12 protein-coding genes are annotated in these 12748 nt (G+C 33.0%); all 12 read right to left on the minus strand.

Translation table 11 applies throughout. The features are described from left to right. Positions 1 to 86 precede the first annotated feature (86 nt). The 12 genes from M0D21_RS03290 to M0D21_RS03345 all read right to left on the minus strand — a co-directional run bounded on the left by M0D21_RS03290 (position 87) and on the right by M0D21_RS03345 (position 12743). Entirely contained in the window at positions 87 to 1028 is a 942-nt protein-coding gene (locus tag M0D21_RS03290; RefSeq protein ID WP_248326887.1) for an SGNH/GDSL hydrolase family protein, read from the minus strand. 3 nt (positions 1029 to 1031) lie between these two features. Further along, on the minus strand, positions 1032 to 2444 hold the full coding sequence (locus tag M0D21_RS03295; RefSeq protein ID WP_248326889.1) for an MBOAT family O-acyltransferase: 1413 nt from the start codon (positions 2442 to 2444) through the stop codon (positions 1032 to 1034). Positions 2445 to 2453: 9 nt separating this feature from the next. Beyond that, a complete protein-coding gene (locus M0D21_RS03300; RefSeq protein ID WP_248326891.1) occupies positions 2454 to 3842 on the minus strand; it encodes a phenylacetate--CoA ligase family protein in 1389 nt (462 codons plus the stop codon). A 1-nt stretch (position 3843) separates the two neighbouring features. Continuing rightward, positions 3844 to 4986, minus strand: a complete 1143-nt coding sequence (locus M0D21_RS03305; protein WP_248326892.1) for a glycosyltransferase family 1 protein — start codon at positions 4984 to 4986, stop codon at positions 3844 to 3846. Next, on the minus strand, positions 4987 to 5877 hold the full coding sequence (locus tag M0D21_RS03310; protein ID WP_248326894.1) for a glycosyltransferase family 2 protein: 891 nt from the start codon (positions 5875 to 5877) through the stop codon (positions 4987 to 4989). A 20-nt stretch (positions 5878 to 5897) separates the two neighbouring features. Beyond that, the gene (locus tag M0D21_RS03315; RefSeq protein WP_248326896.1) at positions 5898 to 6995 is read right to left on the minus strand and encodes an EpsG family protein; all 1098 of its coding nucleotides are present in this window, start codon (positions 6993 to 6995) and stop codon (positions 5898 to 5900) included. A 57-nt stretch (positions 6996 to 7052) separates the two neighbouring features. After that, positions 7053 to 7967: a hypothetical protein gene (locus M0D21_RS03320; protein WP_248326898.1), complete on the minus strand. Its 915-nt coding sequence runs from the start codon at positions 7965 to 7967 to the stop codon at positions 7053 to 7055. Between the two features lie 6 nt (positions 7968 to 7973). After that, positions 7974 to 9317: an MBOAT family O-acyltransferase gene (locus M0D21_RS03325; RefSeq protein ID WP_248326901.1), complete on the minus strand. Its 1344-nt coding sequence runs from the start codon at positions 9315 to 9317 to the stop codon at positions 7974 to 7976. Positions 9318 to 9429: 112 nt separating this feature from the next. After that, positions 9430 to 9669 carry an acyl carrier protein gene (locus tag M0D21_RS03330; RefSeq protein ID WP_248326903.1) on the minus strand — a complete coding sequence of 80 codons (240 nt, stop codon included), beginning with the start codon at positions 9667 to 9669 and terminating at the stop codon, positions 9430 to 9432. Between the two features lie 13 nt (positions 9670 to 9682). Continuing rightward, positions 9683 to 11167, minus strand: coding sequence for an amino acid adenylation domain-containing protein (locus M0D21_RS03335; protein WP_248326904.1), 1485 nt, complete (start codon positions 11165 to 11167; stop codon positions 9683 to 9685). A gap of 48 nt (positions 11168 to 11215) precedes the next feature. After that, positions 11216 to 11791, minus strand: a complete 576-nt coding sequence (locus M0D21_RS23045; protein WP_317249608.1) for an LbetaH domain-containing protein — start codon at positions 11789 to 11791, stop codon at positions 11216 to 11218. Between the two features lie 25 nt (positions 11792 to 11816). Beyond that, the gene (locus M0D21_RS03345; protein ID WP_248326905.1) at positions 11817 to 12743 is read right to left on the minus strand and encodes an SGNH/GDSL hydrolase family protein; all 927 of its coding nucleotides are present in this window, start codon (positions 12741 to 12743) and stop codon (positions 11817 to 11819) included. Between the last annotated feature and the right edge of the window lie 5 nt (positions 12744 to 12748).

Here is a 12748-nt window from a genome sequence, read left to right on the forward strand (position 1 = left end):
GAAAAAACAGAAGAAATTCTAATGAGTTAAAAAGCATATGTTAAAGTAATTCTATTATTCATAACTAAAGTCTTTACATCAAAAGATTAATTTTTAATCCATTTCTCTTGTCTGATACGTTCACTTAATAATCGTGAAAATAATCTGGCCCCATCATCATTAAGATGAGAAGGATCGTGAAACAATTTATATTGATTCACAAATTGTTTATCGTTAAAAAAGTCTACAAACATTACATTTTTATCGTTTGCAATTTCCTTGATTTTATTGAACGATTCATTTTTTGAATGATCCACCTCAAGTAAGGCAGGTGATGTAACCAATACAAGGCGCACATTATTGTCTTTAGCAGTCTTTATAAAACTTTTAAAAGCGTTTACAAAATTACTATCAATCACTTGTTTTGATTTATGCTCCTCGTTACTACCATTTAATTTTTCGGGATTTACTTTTCCAAACAAAGGTCGGTACCCTTTATAATCTACTTGAGGTGACAAATAGTATCTAAAGACGTGCACTAGTGTAGAATTTGTTTGATAAGACTTAAAAAACATCTTAACGTCGACAAGTTTAGATTGTAATTTGAGTACAGGTCTAAGTTCATCTTTATGATCTCCATAATATGGATGTAAATCTCCCAATCGATCATAAGCTTCTTTAGAACTATACAAAAAATCTTCATCTATATTAAGTACCAACACATCTGGTTTGGTCCTCTTTAAAATCATTTTTTGCATTACACTATGATATAAGAGCTGTTGACCTTCTGCACCAGCATTATAGCAGGTAGTTTTCAACTCATTTTCAAAAACTTCTGGTACATAATGACGATGCGCATGAGAACTCCCCAAAATAATAACTTTGGCATCTGTATGTTCTATGGCATGAGTAGATCTAGCGTATTTTCCCGTTTCTTGAGAAAAAAACAGTTGTCTTGCAACATAACCCAATGCAAAATCTATAACCAAAATTATGATTACAAATTTTACAATTTTTGATATTGATATTTTAAAATTACCGCTATTCATTATTTAAAATTGAAAATAAATAAACTGACTCTTTCCAAAAACTCCAAAATAGAAGATCGTAAACAAAACAATAGCATATGCCGTTAATCTCACTCCTTCATACCTGCTTTTAGAAATGGAAAACAAGCTATCAAAATATTCTTTTTTCATCTCTACAGATACAAGCATTATAATAGCGAGCGTAGCGTAGATTGATGCTGCAATATCATCTCCACTACCTATATACAATCTCCCTGGGTTGGTACATATTGTTTTCACAATATAGAGTGCACTTTCTATAGAATTTGCTCTAAAAAATATCCACGCAAAATTTATCAAACAAAAGGTTATGAGTACGTTAAAAATCCCTTTCCTATTCTTTTTAAATAATAGTGCTTCAACAATTAAATATATCCCGTTAAGTGCTCCCCAAACCACAAATGTCCAATTTGCTCCATGCCATAAACCACTCACCAGAAAAGTTACAAACAAATTAAAAAGCCATCTGGGTTTCGCCACACGATTACCACCTAGAGGAATGTATAAGTAATCTCTGAACCATGTCGATAAAGAGATATGCCATCGAGTCCAAAATTCGCTTACCGATGCCGAAAAATAAGGTCTCCTGAAATTCGTCATTAAATCGAACCCAAATAATTTTGCAGTCCCGATAGCGATTAAAGAGTACCCTGCAAAATCCCCATATATCTGGAAAGCAAACAAAACTGTTGCTGCAATAAAGGTAAGCCCTTCATGATGTTCTGTATTATTAAAGACTGCATTTACATAAATCGCCGCTCTATCTGCCACCACCAGTTTCATAAAAAATCCCCAAATCATGAGTTTCACACCCGTTGACATATTTTGATACGCAAAAACTCGTTTTTTAAGAAATTGAGGAACTAAATTCGTTGCTCTTTCAATAGGTCCTGCTACCAACTGCGGAAAGAAAGAAACAAAAGCTGCAAAGGCAATAAAATCTTTTGTTGGCTTCAATTTTTCACTATATATATCTATGGAATAAGACATCGTCTGAAACGTATAAAAAGAAATCCCCACTGGTAGAATGATGTTCAATGTCCATATACTTTGTCCGGTATATCCCATTGCAGCCAAAAGGTCAACCCAAGAATTGATAAAAAAGTTGAAATACTTAAAAAAACCAAGTAAACCTATATTAAAGATTATACTCAACCATAGCCAACGTTTCTTACTAATTTTACTTTTAGCATTATATACTTTGAGACCAACAACATAATCGGTAATTGTGCTCAAAGCTATAAGTGATAAAAACCGCCAATCCCACCAACCATAGAATACATAACTAGCAAGTAACAAAACAATATTCTGATACCTAATAGGTTGCTTTGATAATACCCAGTATAGTATAAAAACTATAGGTAAAAAAGCTAGATATTCGAATGAGTTAAAAAGCATATCTGATAGCTAGTTAGGGATAAGGTCTTTTATATTGTTTTTAATCAATCTGAACTTTCCACTTTTCTCTACAGGAATTTCATCGACATAGTGAAGATCTATACTTATTTCGCTGCCTACTCTATCGCGTAAATTTCTCAGAAAAACTTCTTCATCTTTTTTGGTGTAGTCTTCATCATCTTTTTCTATAACTACTAAGAGTCGGTTTAGTGTATCTTGTTGAATCTGAAATTTTACAATTCCTTTTACTCCTTTTAGTGAATTGGATATGTTTCCTAAATTAATTTTTCCAATTTCTTCTGAGTATATGTAATCTGAAATACGTCCTAAGACTTCTTTAACAAGAGGGTTATTATTTCCACAGACGCAAACACCATCTTCTAACTCTATTTGATCACCAATATCATATCGAATAAGTGGAGTTCCATGTGTATTAAAGGAAGTCACTACTAGTCGTCCCTTATTGCTAGGATTATCATTTTCATCGAGTACCTCAAAAACACCACTTTGAAGTTCGAGGTGTAATTTTTTATTTTCACATTCTACAATAAAAGGAGCTCCTTCTGAAGAAGCGTACTGATTGTATAAATTGGTTTTAAAAAAACTCTCCAGCACATCTCTGATATCACTCGTTATAGTCTCTGCCGTTGGAAATATTGCTTTAATTGTGTTTGCAGGAAAATCGATATTCTTAGCCAAACCATACTTCGCTATTTCGTACATTGTAGAGGGAAATCCTACCATATACTCTGGTTTAAACTTTATCAAATTCTCAAGATAGTATTGTAAGTATTTACCATGAATGTGAAATGTAGAATAATATCTAACCTTATAAATATGATCGGTTTTCCAAAATCGACTCTTTTTTATATCCTTATCACTTAAAAGGTTTTTACCACTAAACCATGCAGTTTTCTTACCCAGTTTATATCCAAAACCACCACGAAAATTATCTAATATAGCAAATCGCTCTTGAACATCATCATGAGTATATAATACTTCTAGAGATTTGCCTGTTGTCCCTCCTGTTTTAGAAATAATACCTTCTCCTTTTTCAATGGTGTAAAATCCAGAGTAATTGCTCCTTAGCGTTTCCTTATTAATGATAGGAAGTTTACGAATATTATCTAAATCTTCGGCTCCTTCTATACTCCCAAGGGTTTCTTTATAATAGCTTGAATTATTGATAGCATAGCTTACAAATTCTCGAAATCTTTGTTTTTGAATATTTTGTAATTCTTCCAAAGACAAACTTCTATTCTTTTCGTATAGCTTTAGGAATTGCTTATACTTACCAGAGTATCTTTTTTTGTAGGCCAAAACATTGTACATCGATACAATCCAATTTTGTATAAAATGGGGAGATTTTGAATAAATTTTCTCTTGTAAATTTCCCATATCAATTATGTATTTGCTTCAGATAAAAATCCTGAAATATTTCGGTATTTTTCTGAATATCATACTTCTTTTCTTTTATCACTTCAAAATTATCTGATTTATCTCCTATATGTTTTTCCAGTATTGTATCTGCCCAAAACTTAGGAGATTCATTTATCGAAAGAAACTCAATGTCATCGGTAAGATCTACCTCCTTGGTAATTCTATCAGATGCAAAAACTTTGAGTCCCGCAGATTGCGCTTCTATTAAAGTAACCGGCAATCCCTCATAAAACGATGGAAAGACAAATACATCCAGCATTTGATACAATTGTGGAATATCTGTTCGTACTCCTAAAAATTGAACATGGTTATCTATCCCCAATTCTTTAGCTTCCGCTACTAACTTTACCCGTAAAGGACCATCTCCTATTAAAATTAATTCTGAATTCTCTTTACTTTTTAATACTTCACTAAAAATTTTCAATAAAAAAGAGTGATTTTTTTGACTTGTAAACCTACCAACATGTCCTAATACAAGTTTTTGCTCAATTGCAAACTTCTTTTGATACTCTTCCCTAACCTGATTATCTGGGCGAAAGGCATTAGCATCAATAGCATTGTTCATAATAGTAAAATCTCTATCGCTTCCAAACAACCATTTCCCAGCTTTTTCACCACAAGAAAAACTATGTGTAGCATGTTTAAGCACTCTTTGTTTTAACCACAGTTTAATAACTTTCTTTATCGTTTCTTTTGGACCTTCATTCCCTGGTAAAAGGTCTGTCAGTTTTACTTTTTCTATAGCTATATGCGCGTGCGCAATTCTACAGGGAATATTAAACTCTTCAGCTATTTTTAAAGGAAAACAACTAAAAGTATTCAAATGAGAGTGTACTACCTTATACTCTGAATGTTCCTTAAAAAAAGATCTTAATTTTTCGTAATATGCTCCTGGAGACAAAGGATTAATAGGATCAAACCTATATATCTTACCTCCCAGACTTTCGATTTCTTCGTCAAAAGCAGCCTTTTCTTTTCTGTGTACCAAAAAGTCGAACTGAACTTTATCCTTATCGATCTTTCGATAATAGTTCATAATCATAGACTCTGCCCCTCCTCGATTCATGATCGTAAAGACCTGTAAAATTCTTACTGCTCCCATTTAAATTCCACTTCTGGTTTTAAATCGTATATACATATTCAATAATACTCCAAAAGGGATTGCCAAAAAGGTAATCAGTTTTTTCGGAGATTCACTAAGAAAAGCTCCATTCTTGATAAACATCGAACTGGATACATAGTGAATTGCATTTTTGAATCTATCTTTGAAATTTTGAGCCAATTTCATTCTGCTTTTTCGTGAAAACGCAAACCCTCTTGGGTGTCTTCTGTATTGCTTAAGCATATTTAAACTAGAACCGTCGGTCATATATTCAACCTCACAAAACACTTCGTTAACCGCCAACAGCTTATAATCCTGATCTACAAGCTGATATAAATACCCCAGTGGTACAAAGCGTTCACCTTCAAAAATAGGATATGGAGGATATTGCTTTACTACATCGGTTCGATATACCAATTTTTTATCGCCTGTTGCTTTATGTACATGATATAAATCGTACAATGTTGTTTCTTTTACATGATCAGGAATCTTGGTTCCTATTAAATTTCCCTCAGTATCAGCATCTAAACCTACAAGACCCGCAAACTCCGGCTTATCTTTTATAGTTTCCCAGGCATCTAGAATTTTTTGAATAGCATCTTTTGCCATACAGTCGTCACTATCAATACAAACGTTTAGGGTAGTTTCGGTCAATCTATAGGCGGCATTATGTCCTCCATGCATTCCTTGATTTTCCTGATAATGATATACAATATCGATCTTGCCTTCTTGAATCCATGAATTTACCAGTTCTTCGGTATTATCTGAAGAACCATCATCTATAATAAGCCAAACAAAATCCTGATTAGATTGAGCAACAAGACTATCGTAACATTTGTGTAAACAATAAGCCCGGTTGTACGTTGGTGTAAATACTGTAATTGTTTTCATTGGTTGATTAGTTATTGTTATTATCCCCAAAAAAGGTAATACATAAAAAAGGTAAAAGAGAAATAGACGAGTATTACTTTACCTAATAAAAAATGTTGGTCTTTAAAAAACTGTTTTTTCAAAAATGGATAGGCTATAATGATCGCCATCATAAACCAGGATAAGTAGGCAAACCTATTGGAGTAATTCGCCTTTATTACAAGAATCCAAAATCCATTACATATTAAATACGTATTTAATAATTTAAAATATAGCTTGTCTTCAAATTTCTTTTTGATTACAAAATACCATCCTGCAAATACCGCAAATGAACTATGAAATAAAAAATCCCACCTAAACCCTGTACTTGAGAAAGTTCCTTCTGCAGCTTCACTGGTGAGATATCCCGCTAACCTGTCATCGTCTCCAAACCCCAGACTGGCAAAAAGTGTGATCCAAACCCCACCCATAGCTAGAGAAAGAGGAATACACGCTAACCAGCCTTTGAAAAACACTTTAGGATTATTATAAAAATAGGTGATGACAAAAGCAAAAATTGGTAACAATGTGGTCTTATGAAAGAAGATCGCAACTAGAAAAAATAGTGACATTACTACTTTATTACGATGATAACTCACTCCCCATAGGAAAAGAGAACAAGCTGCTCCATTTCTCATTCCGTTAACTCCATAGGTCCAAAAAGAAAAAGAAACCACAAACATGATAAATGCGTAGTACCAATAGTCTTTAAAAAACTCCTTAGAAATTCTATACATCGGGAAGACATAAATAATCGCACAAATGGTGAAAAACGTATGTACCGAAGAAACACTGGCAATGGCCTTCATAAAAAGGTGCCAACCATAATCGTTTACCTGTAGTATTTCTCCACCAGTATTATAATGTTGAAAGGTTCTGTAGTAATTTATTGTGTCCCCGAACAGATGACTAGGTGGTCTTTGTCCTATATGAAATATTAAGAAAGCTAATAATACGTATCCCGTATAATTTATGAATGACAAATTTCTAGGTTCATTCATATTTAGAATACGAGTATGCAAAAGCGTAAATAGTACCAAAAAGAAGCACAAATTTAAATACAAAGGATAATATAACTCTATCGGTACTATAGTGTTCATTACTTCCTCAAATTTAGTATTATCATTGTTACTACTATATTCATATCACGTTTAACATTATAATGTTTTATCTATTAATCTACATAACTCCAATGTAAATTCCTTTCCGGAATACTTATCCAAATGATGCCCATCATAAGTAGTATACTCCCTATCTAACTTATTAAAGTCAAAATATGGTACATCATTTTTTATGGATACCTCATCCATTATATCATTAAAGTGGGGGAAATATTGTTGTTCATATCCCAAAAATTCTTTACTTATGGGCATTCGAACCAAATAAACACTACCGTGTTTTTTTAGGGAATCGATTAAAATATGTAAGCTATTAATCCTTACATCAGAAATAGCATATTCCGTTCGATCGTGCAAAAATAGGTTAATCTGATTCTTTTTCCAACTTTTAAACACTTCTTCATCTTTGGGAAGATTATTTTCTTCGAGCCAACCATCTTTATGAAGTGTTGAGTTCTTTCTGAATACTGATTTAAAGTGAAAAAAAGAGTAGTTTTTAATTACATATTCAAAATTTGGGTTCACAGACACAAAATCCATATTATGTGGGGGTTGTCCCTCTTCTCTAAACTGTCCCTTCGTGTTATCAAAACCTTCCTTAGCGGTAATCATTTCTGGTGTAACAGAAATAACAAACACTCCATTTCTAGAAGCATTGTCTAACTTTTTTAATACACTCTCGTTATACAACGGTCCTATTAATGCTTGTGCAATCGTAAAGCTGTAATTGAATACGGGCAAATCATAATTTTTATTTTCAAAATATGAATTCATAACACTAGGTTGTATCCCTTGTAAACTTCTAGAGTCCCCAATAATCATAGACTTAGCTTTTGGAGTTGTAAACTTCTCATAAAAGTAGTCTACGTTACCTCCAAAGTTGAGTAACACAAAAGACAGAACAGACAAGCATAACACAGTAAAAATTCCCAGTTTTATAAATAATAATTTCATCTGTCTCTAAAATTGAAAATAAATAAACGTCTCTGCGGTTTTTCCGAAAAACAATATCAATACAAACAAAAATATATAGAATCCCCATCGAATTAAGAGGGGATAATTTCTAACTTCAAAATCATGTTTCTTTTCTCGATTAATCCATTCGACACCAAAGAAAAAAAGAATAAACAAGCTAGTGAACAAGGTTGTCGATCCTAAAAATTCCCATGGGATAGAGAATAAACTCCATGAAAAAACTCGCTGTAAATAATCGAATGCCATTGTCAAATTATCTGCTCTAAACAGTATATCCGTAAACATAACAAGAATAAATAGCATTACCATTTTCACAGATTCTTTAATTGAAGGAAACCATGCCCCTTGAGCTATAGCATTAGAGGTATTCATACTCCCCGAATATACCAAAGGTATAAAGTACATACCATGAAAAAGTCCATAGACAATAAACGTCCAATTTGCACCATGCCATAGCCCTACCAATACAAAAGTAGTCACAATAGCCACTATTAAACCCAATTTTTGCTGTCTTCTTAAGGTAAAGGACAATGGAGTAAAGACGTAATCCATCATCCAGGTTGTGAGTGATATATGCCATTTCCTCCAAAAATCTGCTATATTCGTTGAGAAGAAAGGAGTTGCAAAATTGCGCATCAATTGAATTCCGAATAGTTTAGATACTCCAATAGCCATATTTGAATATCCAGAAAAATCTGCATATAGCTGTATTGCATAAAAAAACGCTCCAAACACCAATGCACTTGAAGATTGCTCTTGATAAGAATTAAAAATCGGATCTGCCAGTGCAGCACAGTTTTCAGCTATGACAACTTTGGCAAATAATCCCCAAAGAATTTGACGCAACCCATCTACCGTAGTATCGTAAGAAAAATCTCTTTTAGTTTTTATCTGCGGAATAAATTGAGAAGCTCTTTCTATGGGTCCTGATAAAATTTTTGGAAAAAAGGCAACAAACAAAGAAAACTCAAGCACATTTGAGTTTGGTTCTATTTCTTCGTTATAAACATCTAGTAAATACCCTAAATTCTGAAAGGTAAAAAAACTTATCCCAAGAGGTAACAATATCGACAGAGCTGTATGACTAGAAGTAACACCAAAAGCATTGAGCATATCATAAAATCCCTCGAGAAAAAAGTTGAAATACTTATAGTAGAGCAATAACCCAACATTGAATATTACTCCTAAATACAAATAAACTTGCTGTTTCCTTTCGTTAGATTCACTATTGATCCTTAATCCAAGTAAAAAGTTGATGAGTATACATGTGACCAGTAAAATAAGAAAACGCCAATCTGCGAAAGCATAAAAAAACAAGCTAGCTCCCAACAACAATATATTTTGGTAGACTGCCGACTTTTTAAATACCAACCAATACAGCAAAAATACTGGAATGATAAATACTACAAAGTTAAAAGAGTTAAATACCACGCTTTCGTCATTAAATTTTCCCCTGAATTACGGATACCAGGGATCCCATATTTTTTAATTTATTTAAATCTCTTAATTTAAAACGGATACTAAATTCTTCTTCAATCTTAGTTATGATCATCATATGAGATAAAGAATCCCACCCATCTACGTCTTTCGCCGTTAACTCGTCATGCATTTCAAAATTATCATGCTCTAGTATTGATGTAAGTACACCTGCAATTTTCTCCTTAATAAAACTTACTTCCATTCTCCTCGTTTATTTAATCAAAATATTCCTTTAATTTTTTCCTATCTGTTTTGCCATTAACATTAAGTGGGAAATTATCAATATATCTGATCTGTGTGGGGATCATATACGGGGGGAGTTTTGCTTTTAGATGATCTAGTAAAGGTTTTGTGTCTAGTTTTGGGGACTCTAATGCTAAACCTATTTCTGTATTGTGAATAGTATTGGTAAAAGCAACAGCTACGACGTTTATTTTGTCTAACTGTTCTTTGGCGTGAAATTCAATTTCTGATAGTTCAACCCTAAATCCTTGAATTTTGGCTTGAAAATCTACTCGGCCTACATATAGAATATCTCCATCTGCATCTACAGTACAAAGATCTCCTGTTCTATAGAACCTTATCTTTTCTCCATTATATATTTTGTAAAAAAAAGTTTCTTTATTTTTTGTTTCATTTTTCCAATACCCTGGAGTAAGTTGAGACCCACTCAAACACAGCTCCCCTCGTTCACCAACTTGCACTTCATTTTCATTCTCATCAACTATAATGGTTTGGGTATTTTTCATATCCTTACCTATGGTAAGCACTCCATTATAATTTTTATTCGCTGCGTCTCGTTTATAGGTATAATCTGTACAAAAAATTGTGCATTCTGTTGGCCCATAAACATTAGCTATCGTTGCATTTGGAATACAGTTACTCCATTCTTTTGTTACGTCTAGAGGAAGTGCTTCGCCACAAAACAAACTAAATTTCATGGCTGGACAATCTATTTCATCAAAATATGGCCTCAAATAATGTAATATAGATGGTACCATAAGCGCAAAGGTAAGCTCATGATCTTCCATCAATTCGAAAATATAGCTATACTTAATTTCTTCTTTAGGAATGGTATAGACACAAGCCCCTCTAAGCAAAGGTGCCAAATAAGACACCACCGATAAGTCAAAGGTTAGTTCAAACATTTGCAGACATCTATCTTCTTCGGTTAAGGTATAATCGAGAGACCAAAAGGCATCTAAAAATGCTGATAAGTTCCCAAATGTGATCGGCACTCCTTTGGGAGTTCCTGTAGTTCCTGAAGTAAAAAATATGTATGCTAAATCATCTGTTGATACTTCAATTGGTATGATGTCAATTTCAGATGTAGTTAAATCGTCTGTTTTAATAACAATAAACGAATCAAAAACCTTTTCTTTTGAAGAATCTAGTACAGTATTTATATCTGCCAGATCAAGTATTGTTTGATTTCGTTCAATAGGAAACTCTGGGTTTAAGGGCACATATGCTTTTCCCTCTAACCATAGTGCCAAAATTGAAGCATAGGTATAAATATCATCATTTGTGATCAAACCGATATTGATTTCTTTAGATGAGATAGTAGACCGTATTTCATTTCTGATATCGGATACGACTTGAGTTAATTCCTGATAGCTGTAATATTTTTGACCAATAAAGAAGGCATTGCAATTGGCATGCCTCTCCAAAGACTTTTGTATGTCAAAAACTAAATTCACTTTTGCTTAATGCTATAATAACTCTAATATTCATAGTCATAGTTATGACTACGTAACCTTTTGCCCATTTTTCTTAACGATTCTTGCGGGGTTTCCCACGACCACACAATTTTCGGGCACATCTTTTACCACCACAGAACCTGCGCCAACAACTGCATTATCTCCAATAGTAATATCTCCTATAATAATTGCCCCAGTATAAATTGAGACATTGTTTCCTATAGTAGGTCGTTTACCATCAATTTCCCCTACAGTAACTAGATGATTTACATAAAAATTTTCTCCAATCGAATTTGCATTTAAGATGGTACTATACGGATGCCCTGTAAGAATGCCTCCTCCCAGCTTAGTTGTTAAATCTATTCGAAAGTATTTTTCCCTCTTGCAATATAAGTTTAAAATTCTAGCAAACACACCTCTATTTCTAAAATAAAAAATAGTCCTAAAGTCTGATGAATCTGCCAAAAAACTCAGTAGCAAACTAATTTTACTTCCTTTCATACCTCTTGCCTCTGCCCATCGTAAAATGTCTTTATCGGTTTCTTTTTGGTTTTTACTTATCCAATACAAGATAATGTGTGGCCAAAGAAAGAGTTTATAGATATTTATGATTATTGCTCTCATCAATTATATGCTCCAAATTACGAAATCATCTGGGATAATCCTCCAGGATTAAATCACAAAGTTTATTTGTAAAATCTAACCCTCCTTTTTTATCCAAATGATGTCCATCGTAGGTTTTAAAATTTCTGTAATTTTTCTCTGTATTAAAATCTAAATATGGTATTTCATTGGCTGCGGCAGCTTCTTTCATATCCTTATCAAAATCTGAATAGAAGGTATTTTCCATCTCCAAAAAATCCTTATCTATAGGCATGCGTACCAAAAAAACGTCTCCATGTTGCTTTAAATCTTTTATTAAATCGTGTAGGCTTTGTAATCGTAAATCGGAGATGGTATAATCATGCATCATTTTTTCAAAAAGCTTTGCCTGATTTTTTTTCCAATTTTTAAAAACCTCTGGACTATCTGGTAAATTATTCTCTTCTAACCAACCATCTTCGTGCATTGTTGAACTTTGTCTAAATAATGATTTAAAATGAAAATAGTTCAAATTCTTGAATAGGTACTCATAATTTGGATTAACGTCAACAAAATTCATATTATGAGGAGGCCCTTTGGCCTCTCTAAACTCTCCTTTTTTATTGTTATTTCCCTTTTCAGATGCTAGCATCCACGGAGTCATAGAGATTACAAAAACTCCATTTTCTGAAGAGGTATCCAATTTTTTCATGATACTCTTATTGTATAAAGGTCCAATTGGCGCTTGGGCAATAGTAAAACTATAATTAAAAACAGGTAATTCTATACCTAAATCGTTGAACTTAGCATTCATTACTCTAGGCTGTATACCTTGCATACTTCTAGAATCACCAACAATCATCGATTTAGGTTTTGGAGTAGTAAATTTCACATAAAAATAGTCTATACTCCCTCCAAATTTTACCATAATACATGTAATTACGGTAAAGCAAATAATTAAAAATAGTGCGGTTTTCTTTAAATACTTTATCATCCTTC

It is taken from the genome of Aquimarina acroporae, assembly GCF_023195925.1.
In the GTDB taxonomy this organism is placed as follows: domain Bacteria; phylum Bacteroidota; class Bacteroidia; order Flavobacteriales; family Flavobacteriaceae; genus Aquimarina; species Aquimarina acroporae.

Bases quoted from the DNA above. Each gene is read 5' to 3' on its own strand.
- M0D21_RS03290 (WP_248326887.1), bottom strand. From the start codon at position 1,028: ATGAATAGCGGTAATTTTAAAATATCAATATCAAAAATTGTAAAATTT.
- M0D21_RS03295 (WP_248326889.1), bottom strand. From the start codon at position 2,444: ATGCTTTTTAACTCATTCGAATATCTAGCTTTTTTACCTATAGTTTTT.
- M0D21_RS03300 (WP_248326891.1), bottom strand. From the start codon at position 3,842: ATGGGAAATTTACAAGAGAAAATTTATTCAAAATCTCCCCATTTTATA.
- M0D21_RS03305 (WP_248326892.1), bottom strand. From the start codon at position 4,986: ATGGGAGCAGTAAGAATTTTACAGGTCTTTACGATCATGAATCGAGGA.
- M0D21_RS03310 (WP_248326894.1), bottom strand. From the start codon at position 5,877: ATGAAAACAATTACAGTATTTACACCAACGTACAACCGGGCTTATTGT.
- M0D21_RS03315 (WP_248326896.1), bottom strand. From the start codon at position 6,995: ATGAACACTATAGTACCGATAGAGTTATATTATCCTTTGTATTTAAAT.
- M0D21_RS03320 (WP_248326898.1), bottom strand. From the start codon at position 7,967: ATGAAATTATTATTTATAAAACTGGGAATTTTTACTGTGTTATGCTTG.
- M0D21_RS03330 (WP_248326903.1), bottom strand. From the start codon at position 9,669: ATGGAAGTAAGTTTTATTAAGGAGAAAATTGCAGGTGTACTTACATCA.
- M0D21_RS23045 (WP_317249608.1), bottom strand. From the start codon at position 11,791: ATGAGAGCAATAATCATAAATATCTATAAACTCTTTCTTTGGCCACAC.
- M0D21_RS03345 (WP_248326905.1), bottom strand. From the start codon at position 12,743: ATGATAAAGTATTTAAAGAAAACCGCACTATTTTTAATTATTTGCTTT.